Genomic DNA, 16,924 nt, shown 5'->3' with positions numbered 1-16,924 from the left:
GATCCAAATCCCGTAAATAGCGGGATAAATACAAAGGAGGGAATAACACATGCAAGTACTAGAGTTGATTTTCGCGAAAGAAGATGGAAAAACAGTCGTTTTTTCTATCGATACGCCCATCACACCCATCGATGCACAAGTTGTAAATCAAGTAATGGATACAATCCTTGCCTCGTCTGTATTTTCATCCATTGATGAAAATACACGAAAAAAGGGAGCTCGCCTTATAGAAAAAAATGTATCTGAAGTTCCAATTACTCTATAAAATGAAAAAGACGAATCTGCATCATTTTGCAGATTCGTCTTTTTTCTTCGGCATTTCAATCGGAATAAAAATCTTTGAAAAACCGACGCATACGTACTTATAATGTTCTTCACCTATATCAAACTCAGTCGTATATGTTGAGAAGAATATATAATCATTTCGCTTCGTATAATGATCAATTAATAACCCAACTTGTGGCTCAACATACTTTTTCGCTAACTTTTTACCGGCCGATGCCAAGTCGCCAAGGAGACCCTCTTCATTCTCTTTTTGAACTTCATCTAGCTTCTTACTCACATCATTTCGCTTCATAAACTGCTTCGCTGCCCATTCTGTATATTCGCCCTTACTCGGATTACTGTTTGCTAAATATACTAGGAGAACGACAACTAAAGCCATAATAATATACTTTTTCTTCATACTATATCACCGCCTACTCTTTTCTATTTTCATATATATGTACAAGCGATGCAAATTAGAAAGACTATCACCTATTGATTGTAAACGAATAGCCAAAATTTACAATATGAAATAGAATATTAACAATCAATTTACTTAATTTATATATAATTATATTCAGAATGAAAATTATAAGGGAGGATATAGAATTATGGATAATGAAAACAACATTTTTATTTCTAGTTCTACAATGATGCTTGAACCATGTAAACACCCTTATTACCGTACAAAAATTATCGACAGTAGCGGAAACCATCTTTACTCCTGTCAAACTGCTCTCCAACTTATACAGAAATCTTGTCTAACAAATATTCATTCTACTTATCAAGGGAGACGTAATGCCGTAAAAACAAAATTTAAATTTAAACAAAACGTTCCAATTCCGATCAATCATAGAGAATATATTTGTGCTTTCCCAACAGAATCTCCTGCTTCTCCAAATTGTATTTGGCTTTTCTTCAAACATGTTCATACAATAGAGTTTTTCAAAAAAGCTAAACAAGCTAAAATTCATTTTTCAAACGGAACTACCGTAACGATACAAATTAGTTCCCATAAGTTAAGTCAGCAATTATGGAAAGCTGGATATGTATTATCCCAAATGAACATGCAAGATTCATCACCTTAATAACAAGTAGAATGGAAGGTAGTATCTCCTTACCTTCCATTCTATTTGCTATTTTTATCCTCTTACACTATCTCGCATTTTCTCGAGTGCTTGCCGATACATCCATCTTACTTGATAATATGTCATTTCCGTCTCTAAAGCGATTTCCCCCATCGTCTTCCCTACAAAAAAGCGTTCAAAAATAATATACTTCTCCTTCTCATCTAACACGCTCATAAAATCCTTCACTCTTATTTCAACATCCTCAAAATGAAAGATATCCTCATACTCTCCTACACATACACATCTCTCCTGCACTGCGAACTCTTTCTTCAATCTCTCTAATATATAACCTCGCACCGTTACAACTGCATATGCAGGGAAACATCCCTTCTTTGCATCAAATCTTTCATACGCATGCCAAAGACCAATTAAACCACATTGATAATACTCTTCATAATCTTTACGAATACCTAATTTCTTTATTTGATTTACAATCATCCCTTCATACAAAACAACTGCCTCTTTAAAAGTCGCTGGCTTCACACAGTACCCGTTTCTAAAAGGTATACCTTTCTAGTATTCCGCGGTACCTTCACAATATAAAAATAAAGAAAAGATTTCACTGTGAGTAATTTCAAATACTACCGACAGAATTTGAAATTACACTATGTAGTATTTGAAATTTTGTTGGTGGTATTTGAAGTAAGGGTAAAAATAAAAAAGGTGACTCCTTTGAAGAGTCACCTTTTTCTAAAAGAATAAATTATGCACCAAATTTTGGAGCTAGACCACTTAAACTAGTAAATCCAACTGAAAGAATAAAGAAAATAACAATTAAAATCGTTGCTTGTTTTTTACTTAGTCCAGCCGTAATATGTAATCCTAATCCCATTACAACTAATGCCCAAATATTGAAAACTTCGAATGATGAAGCAGCACCATGAGCAACTGTACCTGGCTCAAATAAAGTTGCTAAACTTGTATAAGAAGTTTCAATATCTCCACCAAGAATCATTCTAATAATAAAGTTCACAATTGCACCTAAAATTGAAATCGTATATGTGTAGACATAAATAGATAATAATTTCATGTATGAAGTATCATTACTCATAAACATCATAATCACTTTATAAATAGCTGCCGCAATGAAGAACCAAATCGCAGTACCAAATAGTCCACCAACAATACCTGCTCCTATTCCGAAGTAACCAACAACTTTAGCCGCTTCGGCATCAGGTACCTCACTCATTACATCAGGATGATTCATTACTTGATACATGCTAATCCCTGCAATTACAGCTGTTAATATAATGAAAAGGAAAAATGCCCCCCAAACCGGACTTTTCGTCTTCATTCTCTCAAACTGCTCACCTGGAGAAGTAATCATTCCTAATAATGATGGCTTCTTCGCACCTACATCTTGCGTATTAATATTTGCTTCCATTATAACGCCTCCTTCTATTTATATAACCCGTTCTAACGGGCGGTTCACTTCCTCACGCAAGAGGCTACGAACCGCCCATTAGAACGGTAATGTGTAGTTCTACTACACTATTAATTACTCATAACGCAATGCTTCAATTGGATCTAATTTCGCAGCTTTATTTGCTGGAATTAATCCGAAAATAATACCGAGTGTCATCGAGAACAGTACGCCTCCAACGACAACTTCCCATGAAACGAGCGGTGGCCATTTTGCGAATGTAGAAACGATATATGCTCCGCCATACCCAAGACCAATCCCGATTAAACCGCCTAGAAGTGTTAACATAACAGCTTCAATTAAAAACTGTAATAAAATTTTACTACGTGTTGCCCCGAGTGCTTTACGTACACCAATTTCACGTGTACGCTCCGTTACAGATACAAGCATGATGTTCATAACACCAATTCCACCAACGACTAATGAAATACCAGCGATACCACCGATGATCATTGTCATAATACCGGTCATCTTCGAAATACCTTCTTGAATTTCTTTTAAATTCATAACTTCATATTTACCAGTTGCATCAGTCGGTTTACGACTGTTTAAGACATCTGCAGCTTTTTTACCTGCTTTTTCTAGATTATCTACATTTTTTGCTTGAACAGAAATATTTTGAATTTCATCTTTCCCATACAATGTCGGCCATAATGAAATTGGAACTAATGCTTCTGATGGTCCCATTCCCATAAACTCATTATCTGATTTGTAAACACCAATAATTTGCATCGGTTGACCTTTCATTTCAATAATTTTACCGACTGGATTGGCATCCTTAAACACCTTTTCTTCCATTTGTTTACTAATCATAACAACGTTATTACCTTGATCCACATCTGATTCTTGTAAAGAACGTCCCTTTAACAACTTTACTTTATTTACTGCAAAATACTCGCTATCTAATCCAGTAATACTCACCATTTCTTTTTTATCTTCAATATCAAGTGGTTCCATGCTGGAATTTGTTGTTACCACATGTGAAATTTCTGGAATTTTTTTAATTTCAAAAATGTCTTCTTCAGTTATCTTCGGTGCTTCTACCATTCCCATACCGAAAGGATCGTTTATATCTGCACTATAATGAATCGGAACCGTTTGATTACCTGCCCCAACGAACTGCGATTTCAATGCAGCTTCCCCGCCTTGCCCAATCGCAACGACAGTAATAATTGAACCTACCCCGATAATAATACCGAGCATCGTAAGAGCTGAACGCAATTTATGAGCTAAAATAGAAGAGAGGGCAATTTTTATACTATCTAGTAAACTCATACCGCACACCTTCTATCTTCTGTAACTTTCCCGTCTCGCAGTACAATGCGGCGGGAAGAATACGCTGCCACTTCCTCTTCATGCGTAACCATAACAATCGTCGTGCCTTCTGCATTAAGCTTCGTGAAAATATCCATAACTTGTTCACCAGACTTCGTATCAAGTGCACCAGTCGGTTCATCGGCCATAATGAACGTTGGATTATTTGCAATCGCTCTTGCAATCGCTACACGCTGCTTCTGTCCACCTGATAACTCATTCGGTAAATGATGCACGCGATCTGCCAATCCAACTTTACCTAGTGCCTCCAAAGCACGCTTGCGGCGCTCTGCTTTCTTCACGCCACCATATACGAGCGGAAGCTCAACATTTTCCACTGCTGAAAGACGAGGTAGTAAATTAAAATGCTGGAATACAAAGCCAATGTATTCATTACGAATTAAAGCAAGCTTTGACTCGTCTGCTGTTAAGATATTCACGTCATTCAGCATATATTCGCCTTCTGTTGGACGATCTAAACAACCGATAATATTCATAAGCGTCGACTTACCAGAACCAGACGGTCCCATAATCGAAACGAACTCACCGCTTTGAATCGTTAAACTAATACCATGCAAAATCGGCACCGCCAATTTTCCTTGATAATACGTTTTAGCAATATTATTTAACGTAATCATTTCTCTTTCACTTCCATTCCGTCATACACATCGTCGGAAGGATTTTTAACCACCTTTTGCCCCACTGTTACGCCTTCTACAACCTCTGTCCAGTCTCCATCAGTAGAACCTTTTTTCACATTTTGTTTACGAAGCTTCCCTTTTTCCTCAACATAAACAAATGCATCATCGCCTTTTTCTACAATGCTTTTACTTGGAACAGCAATCATCGTCTTATTCTCTAAGTTTACTTGCAGAGAAACGTGGTAACCTGGAGATAAACCATCTTGACTATCAAGGCTAGCTTTATATGTATATTGAGACATATTTTGAGTTGCTTCACCCATGCCGCCAGCTTGCGCCATCTCTGCACTTGTTGGGAACTCACTTACCTCTGTAATCTTACCTGTCCACTTCTTCTTATTATTTGCTTTTGCAGTTACAGTGAATGTTTGATCCTTTTGAATTTGTGACTTTTGAAGCTCAGTTAACGTACCTTGAACTTGGAATGGATCTTTAGAAGCTACTTGTAAAAACGCTTTTCCTTGACCACCTAACGCTTGAGATGAACTTTTTGCCGCATCTTTATCTAACTTTTGAACAACACCAGCGAAATTACTATAAATCGTAAGCTCTTTCTGCTTCTTACTTAACTCTTCTTTCTGCAACTTCCCTTTTTCTTTCTCAAGATCAGTTGTCTTTTGAGCTATCTCTAACTCGTTTACTTGCTCGTCCATCGGATCCGTTACTTCTTTCCCAGCTCCGCTATCTTTCGCCTTCTTAATTTCTTTCTTCAACGAATCAATCTTCTTTTTCCCTTGATCATAACGCATATCTGCCATCTTCTGATCAAGCTCTGCTTGCTTCATTTGAAGGTTAATCTCTTCATTATCATAAGAGAATAACTTCGTGCCTTTCTCTACCTCTTGCCCTTCTTTTACCTCAATATCTTTCACTTTCCCTTTGGTCGGATCTGCATAGAAGCTTTCAATATTACCAGGCTTCACCTGACCAGAAATTAACTTCGTATTATTCAGCTTACGCTCTGTCACTTTCTCAAAACTTACAGCATCAGCATTTGTTGATGCACCCTTCTTCTTACCTTGCATAACAAAAATATTAATTGCCGCTACAATAACAATTAGTGCAATAACCCCAATAATAATCCATTTCTTCTTCTTGTTTGGAGTACGAACCGTATTTGGTAACATAGTCTCTCTCCCTTTTATAACTTAATAGTTTAATATAAAAATTGTATAAAACTTTCTGAAAATAGATTACATATTATTACAATGTTTTTACAAAGTTTTACACATCCATTTATATTGTAACAAAAATTCCAATGATTAGAAATATGACATTATATCTTTTAAGATAGATTTAAGGAAAGGAAAAAGGGTAATTTTAATTGAATGGAAGCCATTCTTTATTAACAAACTTCTTGCCAAAATGAATCATTAAAATCATTTTGGTACACGAGGTCTACAACCATCAATGGGAGGGTTATATTTGAATAACGTTAAACAATATCGAAAATCTGAAGGTCTATCGCAGCTAGAATTAGCTAAAAAAGTTAACGTAGCGAGACAGACAATAAATTTAATTGAAAACAATAAATATAACCCCTCTTTAGCCTTATGTATCGAATTAGCAAAAGCACTAAAAACAGATTTAAACAGTCTATTTTGGGAGGGAGATTAAATGATGAAAATTGAATGGAAAGAAAGAGTCTATAATAGTTTTGTCGGAACAATGAGTGAGAGAGATGAATATCAAAAGCAAGAAATCAATAAACATTTATCTGTAGCTGGAATTGGTTTGTGGTGGTTAAATATGTTGGTAATGCTTATTATGTTACTTGTTGATACTATGAACCACACAATATCTATAGGAACTATATTTATTTTTCTATCTAATATGATTTACGCTAACTATTTAACCTTTAAATTTAAGAAAAAAGGTTTAAATGAGACTGAATGTGCAACAAAAGAAGAATATTTAAAACACAAGAAAAAATTAAGAAAAGCTGGCTTGAAAGCAGGTGTACTTTGGGGCTTTCAAATGTTTGTTTTTATGAATTATATCCTTCCCTATGTAGGTTCAGAAAAAATCTCTATTTCTTTATTTGATGTTGTGCTTTGGGGTTGCGCTGGCGGATTTTTCGGTATAACTATGTATCTATTTGGTTTATGGAATCTAAAAAAATTATATTAATTAACAAAAATCATTTATATATTAAACTGCAATTTTACATACTGTTTGTTTTTTCTAATATAAAAGCTATCCAATCACACACAATTGGATAGCTTTTCAAACAAAATATTACGCTACTTTAGGATCTTTTCTCTCATGTCCACGTTGAACAATAAATAAGAAGATTGTTGATAAAACCGCACCTGTTAATAGTAAGATGAAACAACCATCCCAGCCAGAACTATCAACAATAACACCAATTGCTGCGTTAGCTACAAGACTTCCGCCTACATAACCGAATAGACCACACATACCAACTGTCGTACCAACTGCAAATTTCGGTACTAATTCCATCGCACTTAAACCGATTAAGAACTGTGGTACATAAATTAAACAACCGATAATAGAAACTGCAATACTTACAACAAGTACGCTAGTTGCTTGCCAATATATAAACGTACCAATAACAACTCCAACCATACTAATAATACATAATGGCATACGTTTTCCTTTAAATAATTTATCACTTAAAAAGCCAACGATTAATGAACTTGGAATTGCCATACCTTCAAAGATTGCATATGCCGCATGCGCTTCTGCTTTTGAAAATCCTTTAACTGTCGTTAAATAAAGTGGAACCCAGTTAATAACACCGAAACGAATTAAATAAACAAAAGCATTCGCAATACATAAGAACCATACAAATTTATTTTTCACTACATACTTCATTAAAATTTCTTTTGGTGACATCTTGTTAGCATTATCTGCTTTTTCAAGATTTTCATAGTCATTACGATACTCATCAATTGGAGGAAGACCTTCAGATTCTGGTGTATCCTTCGCATTGATCCAAACAAGAACTGCAATTACCATTGCGATAATCGCAGGGAAAATAAACACGCCGCCTTGCCAATGATTTTCACCGAAAATACCTACACCAATTCCGACAAGTGGTGGCACAAGCATTCCACCAACGTTATGTGAAATATTCCAAAGGCCTGTTTTCGTACCGCGTTCTTTCTTCGAGAACCATTTCGTCATAACAATACTACAAGGTGGTGCTCCCATACCTTGTACAATACCGTTAACAACAAGTAATGTAACAATCATCCCAAATGATGATGCAAAGCCGAAACAAATATTTACAAGCCCTGATAAGAATAAACCGACTGCGATAAAGCGCTGGGCGAAAGCTTTATCTGATAAATTACCCATAAAGAACTTACTAAATCCATAAACAATTGCCATTACTGAGCCTAGTAGACCAATTTCAGCTGTACTAAAACCATATTCTTGTACTAAATACGTACTTGATAACGTAAAGTTACTACGAACTAAATAATAAGCAGCATATCCAACTGAAATCCCGATTAACACACGAATACGTAGTAATCGATATACACGGTCGATCATATCCGCTGGCAATCTCTCAATTGCAGGTGCTGGCTTGAGCCATTTTAACATATATTTTCGTCTCCTTTTCTCACTTCAGAGAGAGACGCTGTCTATTCCATATCTCGATTATCCCGCTATTTGATATATTTTGGTTCGTCCTTCTAACCGGCTGTCCTTCTATTTCTTTCTCATTCTTCGCAAACATCGTTGGTACGCCAAACGACACCTTTTCTAAAATATGACCCGCTTCTTCTGATAAACAATAATCAATAAATAAATCCGCAATAATACCACTCGGTGCACGTTTTAATTTAGAAATCGCATTAACAGATAACCCTGTTTGCTCAGGTTCGTTACTTAAAATAGGAAAGCCTTGTTTTTGAAGCATTCTCTGATCTCCCATAAAGTTGATGCCTATCATATATTCACCGCTCGCAACAAGTTCTGCTGGGATGTAACCATTCACTGTTACTTCTCCAACTTGTTCTGCCAGATTCTTCACATATTCCTTCGCTTCCTCTTCACCTAACGTATCAATAAGTGATTGGAAAAACGTATATGCTGTACCTGAAACATTTGGATCGGGCATGACAATCTTTCCTTTATATACTGGATTCAATAAATCTTTCCATCTTAACGGATACGAGAGACCGAGCGGTGCTATTTCCTCGTTCCACCGCTCTTTATTAATCGCAATTGCCAGCTTCTCCACTTCATAACCGTACCAATAACCATCTTTATCTTTAACAGTCTTTGAAATACGATTTGCATGTTGGCTTATCACAGGAATAGAAAGATTTTTCTGCTTCATCATTTGATGCGCATCTACTGTACCGCCAATAATAATATCCGCCTTCGGATTTCCAGCTTCTTCTTCCACTCTACGAAGAAGTTCTTCTGTTGAAAGACGAATAAATTCATACGTACATCCGCGCGGTTTACAAAATGATGACAGTAACGCTTCACCAACTTCCTCACGAGCCGCTACATACGCAACAATATGACGATCATCCAAAATAGGGAGACCATTTTTACTATATTTAATAGAGGTTGTATCTCGAGAGCAACTAGACATCGCTCCTCCAATTACTAGCAAAAAGAAGAAAAAGGCCATCTTTCTCATGACGCATTCTCCTTTACGAATAACTCTGCTAGAGAGCCTTTCATATACATGACATTTCCGTTATTATCACCGAGATATTGCACAACAAAGTACGATGGATACACAGAAATCGTAAGAATATCTTCACGATCATTCTTTACACGCTTACCTGTTTTATAAGCTGTAATATAAGCAATCGGTTCATTCTGCGATTGTAATAACTTCTGAATTTCTCCGTAATCTGTAATTTGCTTTGCGTACCGAATAGAATCAAGTATGTGCGTAAGATTGATAGTACGTACCACATCACCTTGACGTACTACGACATCCTTTGCTGAAGCAAAGAAATCACTAATACGCTCTGGCGTGTAATACAGGCTTAATAAATACGTTTGAAGTGCTGAAATCATCGGATCCATGCCATTCTTTCCGTATACATTTTCCCCATACTGGAACAAGTCACCTACTGCAAAAGTACGCTTATGTCCATTCAAGTACGTTACTTCTCCAGTAAATACTTGTTCTTGGCTCTTAACGCCCTCAGGCTCTATTCGAATTCGGTCAAAGAATGAAACAATCGTATGCAAACGAACTTCATCCGTTACAACGATTTCTCCCCACTTTTCATGTCTTACTTTCACTTCAATTGGAAGAGATTCATTCACCCTTTGTAAAACGGCTTGTTTATCATTTACAATGTTGATTCGATTATATATTTGCTTCTCCATAACATAAAACAAAACAAGAGAAACAATCATACAAATGACAAACATAAGAATTTGAAATGATAGCCTTTTCATTTCTGCCTACCTCCAAGATAAAAAAACGTTGTTTCGAAAATACCGCATAATTGTTTCATAAATGTATCATTTAACCGCTTTCAAGTTTTTTATGTCTTCCATCCTTCTCGGAAGCAAAAATGTAATGAATATTGTAGTACCTATTTCTTCACTACTCTCAATCCGCATGCTTCCGCCCTGCTTACTCATAATCTCCTGACAAATATACAAACCATAACCATTCCCGTAACTAGAAGGAAGTGCCTTTCCTTTCGGAGACTCATTCCACTCTGCAAGCACCACTTCATCTATACCGATGCCATCATCATGAACAAAGACCTTCGCCTCATGCTCATTTATAATTACATTCATACGAATGTGCGAAGCATCACTATACTTAATTGCATTATCAAGCACATTTAAGAAAATTTGCTTTGTCTTATCAAAATCCGCAACAACATGTACATCCGTTAACTCATTTATCACTGCAATTTCAAACTGATTTAGACGAGGCTTCACAATTGAAACTGCTTCTTCTGCCAATTCCTTTATGTTCACAACTGTAGGTGATACTTCAAACGTACTCGTTCCATATTTCGAGGACTTAAGCAATTCCTCTACAAGTGATAATAAACGCTCACTTTCCACAGCCACATAACGAAGACTTTCCTGTACATCTTCTTTCGATTGTAACTTCGGAATTAAATCAACATAACCGATAATTGCCGTTAGCGGTGTTTTTAGCTCATGTGTAATGCGGTCTAGGAAATCTTTCTGCTTCTCTTTCTCCTCCTGCAATTGCTTAATATGCAGCTCAATTCCATCGGCCATCGCGTTAAAAGATGCTGAAAGCTGAGCGATTTCCACGTACTCATTTAACTCAATCTTACTCTTATAATCACCATTCGCGAGCCGCTGTGCCATTTGTCTCAACTGATCAATTGGTTTATGAAGAGACTTCGCCAAACGAATCGCAAAGAAAATACCGGTAGCTACTAAACAAAGAGACGTCATTAAGAAAGTCCAGCTCACATTTGTTAAAACTTCCTTCTCACCCGTTAACTCATTTATAAAACGAATACTTCCAATGACATCGTTTCCATAATATACTGGGCTTGAAAACAAAAGAATAGGAGCTGGATCCGCCTCCTCAAAAACGTAAGACTTCTTTCCCTTCAAGGAACTCTCAATGTCGATGTTACGGTGAAGCAATGCTCCTTTTTGTGTATCTGCAACAACATCGCCATTCTTCCCAATCATCTGCACACGGACATCCATACGCTTCGCTAAATACGACGCAATTAAAAGTGAATTCGGACCAAGCGTATCCACTTCTGCTTCCTTCTCTAAATAATTCATCGTATAAATTTGTGCTTCTACACTTAACTTTTCTAAAGAATCTGCTGCGTTATGATACATATTCTTTTCTAACGTAATATAAACAACTGCATATAAAAGAACAAAAATCGGAATTAACAGCCCAACTATTCCAAACACCATATTTCGCTTTAAAGACATACCATCACCACTTAACAATCCAGTTTATAGCCAACGCCATAAATTGTCTTAATATATTCTCCGCTCGTCCCAAGCTTCTTGCGAAGTCTCTGCACCATAATATCAACTGCTCTCGTATTTCCGATATACTCAAATCCCCATACTTTCTCAAGTAACTCATCCCTCATAAACACACGCTGCGGATTTGAAACAAATAACTGACATAAATTAAACTCTCGGTACGTTAACTGAATCTCTTGTCCACTCACATGTACCTTTCTCTCCTTAGGACAAATCACTATCTCTCCAGCCTCAATTACTTCATGACTTACAGCCGCCTCCGTCTTCTTTACACGCCGCGCCATATTCTTAACCCGAAGAATAAGCTCCGCATAATTAAACGGCTTTGTCACATAATCATCAGCACCAAGCTGCAAGCCAAGCAACTTATCATTCATCTGACTCTTTGCTGTTAACATAAGCACCGGAATATCTCTATCCCTCTCACGGAACAAACGAAGCAACTCATACCCATCCGTATCCGGAAGCATAACATCCAAAATCAATACATCCGGCCCTTCATTCCATCGCTCTAAAGCTTCTCTCCCATCAGCCGCTGCCAATACTTCATAACCTTCCATCTCCAACTGCATCCGAATCAAATTACGAATACTCGATTCATCATCCACCACAAGTATTTTCATTATTCTCCTCCTTCCACCACGTATTATAGTACAGTTTAGTATAGCAAAAATCTTATAAAAAAAGAGAGGGTATTGTCGAACATATTTTGTCGACGATACCCTCTCCCCTTTTATTATTTAGCTACAAAATAATCCGTTACATATTGTGCCCAAACTTCATGACCTTTAGCAGTTGGGAAACCAAACTCTTCTTTTAAGTATGGTAGGATAGCCTTTGTCGATGCATCCGGCCATGCTCCCCAATGATCAATATATGTATAATTATTTTGCGTTGCAAATTGTTTTAATGCTTCAATCGCTTTCGGATAATTTTTCGCACCATACACTGGATTTGATGGTTGAATCATAATCGTAGCGCCCTTTGCACTAGTAGAAAGTGCTTGAACGAACTTCTGTGTACTCGCAACAGAGTTCCCATTACCAGTTTTACCGTTATCAGTAATAAATGGTGGCTCAAATAAAATCACATCTGGATTCTCTTTCGCAATCTCTTTATCACGCTTATTCGCAATTAACTCTTCTGTGCTTTCACCCTTATATTCCTTTACAGTCACATTCCATAAACCTTTACCGTAAGCAGTTTCTAAATTAGACGTTAACTTAGCTGCCCAAGCACCTTTTTCAGATGAAGAAGCTTCATCACCAACAATAATAAGGTTTACTGCCTTTTTATCCTCAGCAGCTTTCTTTAACTTCTCTTTCACTGCATCTGGCAAATTCTTCGCGTATGCTTCATTAAAAGATGACTTCACATCTTGTTTTTTCTCTTCTTTTTTCTCTTCTTTCTTTGCTCCGCTATCTTTTACTTCAGTCTTTGTTTTCGTTACTTCACTCGTTTGTCCTGTTGCATTCGTAATCTTCTTATTCCAGTACAATTTACCGCTCACAATCGAAGCAACAAACAATACAAAAATAACAAGGACAAGTACCGCTTTCTTATTCATCGATTCACCTCATCTATTAATCTCACAATATATAATACTAATATAAATCCATGCAAAAATAAACCCAACTCCTTCCAAAGGAGCTGGGTTATTACATATTACTTAGTTAATTCAAGATGTGCTCTTAACTTATTCGTTATATCTTGTTTTGCTGCCTCTGGAACATAGTAGTACCAAATACCATCAGCGGCTTTGTGTCCGTCACCTGGAATTTGAATTTCTTCACTGTTCTCCATACAATCTTTATAATTCTTTTGAATATCAAACATTTGATCTTGCGTTAAACTTGTTTTTACGTTTTTCTCAATTGCTTTTAATACATCACCGTAGCTTGCTAGAGAAGATACACTTGCACCCTTCTTAATTACAGCTTGAATTACTTGACGTTGGCGCATTTGACGACCGAAGTCACCACGTGGATCTTCATAACGCATACGAGTATACTTTAATGCTGTTTCACCATTTAAATGGATGTTACCTTTAGCAAAATGTTGCTCCCTTGATGTAAACTCCAAATCATTATTTACATCAACACCACCAACAGCGTCTACAATATCTTTGAATCCAGCCATGTTTACCTCAATGTAATGATCGACTGGTACATTAAGAAAATTCTCTACTGTTTTTACAGCCATATCAATTCCGCCAAAAGCATAGGCATGGTTGATTTTATCTTTTTTCCCTTTCCCTACAATCTCCGTATAAGAGTCTCGTGGGATACTTGTAATTTTCATAGATTTTGTTTTTTGGTTTAAGGTAAATAACATAAGTGAATCGGATCTACCTGTTCCATTACCTTCTTGATCTACGCCCATCAGTAAAATAGATATAGGTTTATTATCCGCAATTTCTACTTTCTTATCTCGTTTATCAGACTTATCACGATCCAAAGGCTTATGCACTGTATTTAATGTATTAGATACATTAGAGTAAACAGTATACGCATATACTCCACCAGCAATAACAAGAACACCAATGATACCTAGAATCCAAAATAGAATCTTTTTCTTCATCGTTTTTCCTTCTTTCAAATAACAAATTCAACAACCTTATTCTTACTATTATTCCACATAAAACTATACAGATTTACAAATCATTTGTAAACTGCTGATTCTTCCACTATCTTATAGCTTCTTGAGAAAATCTTTTAAAGCTTCCTTCCAATTTTGAAGCGATTCAAATCCATTTTCTTCAATCATCCCTTTATCCAGCACTGAGTACTTAGGGCGTGCGGCAGGCCTTGGAAAATCTTCGGTCTTTAGTGGATTGACCACTATTTCAATATTAGATTGCTTGAATATCTCTTTTGCAAACTCATACCAAGAGCACACCCCTGAATTAGAACCATGATATACTCCATATTTATCAGTTTGTACAAGACTAATAATAAATCTTGCTAAATCAGTGGTATAAGTTGGTGAACCCACTTGATCATGAACAATCCCTAATTCTTTATTCTCCTCTGCCAAACGTAGCATCGTCTTCACAAAATTATTACCATATAAACCAAATACCCAAGACGTTCTAACAATATAACTTTTTGAACAATACTCTTGTGTATACTGTTCTCCAACTAATTTTGATTTACCGTATACAGTCTGAGGATTCGTTTGATCATCCGGTTTATATGGAGTATCTTTTGTTCCATCAAAAACGTAATCAGTACTTACATAACAAAACTTTGCCCCTACTGCTTCAGCAGCTTGAGCTAAGTATTTTGTTCCTTCAGCATTGACTTTAAAAGCAGATTCTTCATCGCTTTCCGCTTGATCTACTTGTGTATATGCTGCCGTATGAATAATAATATCGGGTTGAATTAATAATACTTTCTCGCTTACTTGTTTTTCATCTGTAATATTTAACTCTTCTCTGCCGAACCCAAAGACTTCCCATGTTTGTTCTTTTAATAAACTTACTACATCTTGTCCTAACTGACCTTTAGCTCCTGTTACTAATACCTTCATGTTTTATACCTCTAATCTATTAGCATATTGATTCTTGAAGTATTCTTGGTATTCTCCAGAAATAATATTTTTCCACCAATCTTGATTTTCTAAATACCATTTAATAGTTTGCTCAATACCTGTGTCAAAATTGTACTTGGGTGACCAACCTAATTCTTCACGGAGTTTTGTCGCATCAATTGCGTAACGACGATCATGACCTGGACGATCTGTAACATACTTAATCAGAGATTCAGGCTTGTCCAATGCTTTCAAGATTGTTTTTACGATTTCAATATTTGTACGTTCGTTATTTCCACCAACATTGTACACTTCACCATTTTCACCTTTATGAAGTACTAAATCAATTGCCTGACAGTGATCCTCAACATGTAACCAATCACGTACATTTAAACCATCACCATATACAGGTAATTGTTTATCATTTAGTGCATTAATAATCATTAAAGGAATTAATTTCTCTGGGAAATGGAATGGTCCGTAATTATTTGAACAACGTGTAATATTTACTGGTAAACCAAATGTTTCATGATAAGCACGAACTAATAAATCTGCACCAGCTTTACTTGAACTATACGGGCTATTTGATGCCAAAGGTGTTTCTTCCGTAAAGTAACCAGTCTCACCTAAAGTTCCATATACCTCATCTGTTGAAACTTGTAAGTATTTTTTTACTTCCGCATTTTTAGCAGCATCTAGTAATACTTGTGTACCTTGAATATTCGTTTGAATAAAGATATCAGGATTTGTAATACTTCTATCAACATGTGACTCTGCTGCAAAATTTAACACATAATCAAACTTTTCTTCTTTAAATAATTGGTTAATAAACTGACGATCTGCTATATCGCCTTTGACAAATTTATAATTAGATAATTCCTCAATATCTTTTAGATTTTCTAAATTACCTGCATATGTTAAAGAATCTAAGTTTACAATATTATATTCCGGATACTTCTTCACCATATATCGAACAAAGTTACTTCCAATAAACCCTGCGCCACCTGTTACTAATACTTTCATATTATTCCTCCTTATTTCTCGTACACAAAATTAATATTTGCTTCTTCTAATAATGGATGTTTAGTATCCTTTTCCGAAAGGATTGGTTCACTCACCGGCCAATCAATTCCTAAGGCTGGATCATTCCATAGAATACCAGCATCATGATTAGGAGAATAGTATTCATCTACTTTGTAAGCCACTGTCGAATTTGGCACTAATGTACAAAATCCATGTGCAAATCCTTTCGGCACGACTAATTGGCGTTTATTATGTTCACTTAAAATAACACCAACCCATTGGCCATATGTAGGTGAACCTTTCCGAATATCAACAGCTACATCATAAATAGCACCTGTGATACAGCGTACTATCTTTGTCTGTGCTTTAGGATTTAACTGAAAATGTAATCCACGTAATGTTCCGGCTGGTACAGATAAAGATTGATTATCCTGAATAAATTCGTAATCTAAACCAAGCTTATCAAAAACCTCTTTATTATAACTTTCCATAAAATATCCGCGATGATCGCCAAATACCCTAGGCTCTAAAATAACTACATCAGGAATTTTAGTTTCAACAATCTTCATTATAAG

20 protein-coding genes are annotated in these 16,924 nt (G+C 36.1%); 4 read left to right on the top strand and 16 right to left on the bottom strand.

Annotated elements, in window-relative coordinates:
- Positions 1-49: 49 nt before the first annotated feature.
- Positions 50-265, top strand: a complete 216-nt coding sequence (locus MR143_RS06460) for a DUF2922 domain-containing protein (protein WP_001197590.1) — start codon at positions 50-52, stop codon at positions 263-265.
- Between the two features lie 21 nt (positions 266-286).
- On the opposite strand, the gene MR143_RS06455 is transcribed toward MR143_RS06460, so the two are convergent.
- Positions 287-685 (bottom strand): DUF4359 domain-containing protein, encoded by a 399-nt coding sequence (locus tag MR143_RS06455; RefSeq protein ID WP_000731405.1) that lies wholly within the window; start codon positions 683-685, stop codon positions 287-289.
- 190 nt (positions 686-875) lie between these two features.
- Here MR143_RS06455 and MR143_RS06450 point away from each other — a divergent pair, with 190 nt between their 5' ends.
- On the top strand, positions 876-1,352 hold the full coding sequence (locus MR143_RS06450; RefSeq protein ID WP_000368311.1) for a competence protein ComK: 477 nt from the start codon (positions 876-878) through the stop codon (positions 1,350-1,352).
- Between the two features lie 54 nt (positions 1,353-1,406).
- Here the strand turns inward: MR143_RS06450 and MR143_RS06445 are convergent, their stop codons facing one another.
- From MR143_RS06445 to MR143_RS06425, 5 genes are all read right to left on the bottom strand, one after another.
- Positions 1,407-1,877 carry a sigma-70 family RNA polymerase sigma factor gene (locus tag MR143_RS06445; RefSeq protein ID WP_089148620.1) on the bottom strand — a complete coding sequence of 157 codons (471 nt, stop codon included), beginning with the start codon at positions 1,875-1,877 and terminating at the stop codon, positions 1,407-1,409.
- Between the two features lie 220 nt (positions 1,878-2,097).
- Positions 2,098-2,778 carry a YknW family membrane protein gene (gene yknW, locus MR143_RS06440; RefSeq protein WP_000387920.1) on the bottom strand — a complete coding sequence of 227 codons (681 nt, stop codon included), beginning with the start codon at positions 2,776-2,778 and terminating at the stop codon, positions 2,098-2,100.
- Positions 2,779-2,892: 114 nt separating this feature from the next.
- Positions 2,893-4,092, bottom strand: a complete 1,200-nt coding sequence (locus MR143_RS06435; RefSeq protein ID WP_000054349.1) for an ABC transporter permease — start codon at positions 4,090-4,092, stop codon at positions 2,893-2,895.
- Positions 4,089-4,769, bottom strand: coding sequence for an ABC transporter ATP-binding protein (locus MR143_RS06430; RefSeq protein WP_000631624.1), 681 nt, complete (start codon positions 4,767-4,769; stop codon positions 4,089-4,091). Before MR143_RS06430 ends, MR143_RS06435 begins: the two co-directional genes overlap by 4 nt.
- On the bottom strand, positions 4,766-5,959 hold the full coding sequence (locus tag MR143_RS06425) for an efflux RND transporter periplasmic adaptor subunit (protein WP_242280643.1): 1,194 nt from the start codon (positions 5,957-5,959) through the stop codon (positions 4,766-4,768). The genes MR143_RS06430 and MR143_RS06425 overlap by 4 nt, the downstream gene beginning before the upstream one ends.
- A gap of 298 nt (positions 5,960-6,257) precedes the next feature.
- Between MR143_RS06425 and MR143_RS06420 the strand changes: the two genes are divergently transcribed.
- Together MR143_RS06420 and MR143_RS06415 are read left to right on the top strand one after the other, a co-directional pair.
- Positions 6,258-6,449 (top strand): helix-turn-helix transcriptional regulator, encoded by a 192-nt coding sequence (locus MR143_RS06420; protein ID WP_001067016.1) that lies wholly within the window; start codon positions 6,258-6,260, stop codon positions 6,447-6,449.
- A complete protein-coding gene (locus tag MR143_RS06415) occupies positions 6,450-6,962 on the top strand; it encodes a DUF3278 domain-containing protein (RefSeq protein WP_151522323.1) in 513 nt (170 codons plus the stop codon). It begins immediately after the preceding gene.
- 108 nt (positions 6,963-7,070) lie between these two features.
- Here the strand turns inward: MR143_RS06415 and pgtP are convergent, their stop codons facing one another.
- The 10 genes from pgtP to rfbC all read right to left on the bottom strand — a co-directional run bounded on the left by pgtP (position 7,071) and on the right by rfbC (position 16,918).
- Positions 7,071-8,405: an MFS transporter gene (pgtP, locus tag MR143_RS06410; protein WP_242280642.1), complete on the bottom strand. Its 1,335-nt coding sequence runs from the start codon at positions 8,403-8,405 to the stop codon at positions 7,071-7,073.
- Positions 8,406-8,424: 19 nt separating this feature from the next.
- Entirely contained in the window at positions 8,425-9,459 is a 1,035-nt protein-coding gene (locus MR143_RS06405; protein WP_151522325.1) for an ABC transporter substrate-binding protein, read from the bottom strand.
- The gene (locus tag MR143_RS06400) at positions 9,456-10,238 is read right to left on the bottom strand and encodes a DUF3919 family protein (RefSeq protein WP_000826618.1); all 783 of its coding nucleotides are present in this window, start codon (positions 10,236-10,238) and stop codon (positions 9,456-9,458) included. The genes MR143_RS06405 and MR143_RS06400 overlap by 4 nt, the downstream gene beginning before the upstream one ends.
- A 66-nt stretch (positions 10,239-10,304) precedes the next feature.
- Positions 10,305-11,735, bottom strand: a complete 1,431-nt coding sequence (locus tag MR143_RS06395) for a HAMP domain-containing sensor histidine kinase (protein WP_000054017.1) — start codon at positions 11,733-11,735, stop codon at positions 10,305-10,307.
- 11 nt (positions 11,736-11,746) lie between these two features.
- Positions 11,747-12,418, bottom strand: a complete 672-nt coding sequence (locus MR143_RS06390; protein ID WP_000699553.1) for a response regulator transcription factor — start codon at positions 12,416-12,418, stop codon at positions 11,747-11,749.
- A gap of 113 nt (positions 12,419-12,531) precedes the next feature.
- Positions 12,532-13,362: an SGNH/GDSL hydrolase family protein gene (locus MR143_RS06385; RefSeq protein WP_242280641.1), complete on the bottom strand. Its 831-nt coding sequence runs from the start codon at positions 13,360-13,362 to the stop codon at positions 12,532-12,534.
- 98 nt (positions 13,363-13,460) lie between these two features.
- Positions 13,461-14,375 (bottom strand): polyisoprenyl-teichoic acid--peptidoglycan teichoic acid transferase TagU, encoded by a 915-nt coding sequence (gene tagU, locus MR143_RS06380; RefSeq protein ID WP_000727065.1) that lies wholly within the window; start codon positions 14,373-14,375, stop codon positions 13,461-13,463.
- A gap of 111 nt (positions 14,376-14,486) precedes the next feature.
- Positions 14,487-15,326, bottom strand: a complete 840-nt coding sequence (gene rfbD, locus MR143_RS06375; RefSeq protein ID WP_000866890.1) for a dTDP-4-dehydrorhamnose reductase — start codon at positions 15,324-15,326, stop codon at positions 14,487-14,489.
- 3 nt (positions 15,327-15,329) lie between these two features.
- Positions 15,330-16,349, bottom strand: a complete 1,020-nt coding sequence (gene rfbB / locus MR143_RS06370) for a dTDP-glucose 4,6-dehydratase (RefSeq protein ID WP_086407159.1) — start codon at positions 16,347-16,349, stop codon at positions 15,330-15,332.
- Positions 16,350-16,360: 11 nt separating this feature from the next.
- Positions 16,361-16,918: a dTDP-4-dehydrorhamnose 3,5-epimerase gene (rfbC, locus tag MR143_RS06365; RefSeq protein ID WP_044306717.1), complete on the bottom strand. Its 558-nt coding sequence runs from the start codon at positions 16,916-16,918 to the stop codon at positions 16,361-16,363.
- Positions 16,919-16,924: the final 6 nt, after the last annotated feature.

The sequence above is a fragment of the Bacillus cereus group sp. BfR-BA-01347 genome (assembly GCF_022663835.1).
In the GTDB taxonomy this organism is placed as follows: domain Bacteria; phylum Bacillota; class Bacilli; order Bacillales; family Bacillaceae_G; genus Bacillus_A; species Bacillus_A thuringiensis_K.
The sequence above is the reverse complement of the archived record's forward strand: the minus strand, read 5'-3'. Positions and strand labels throughout refer to the sequence as shown.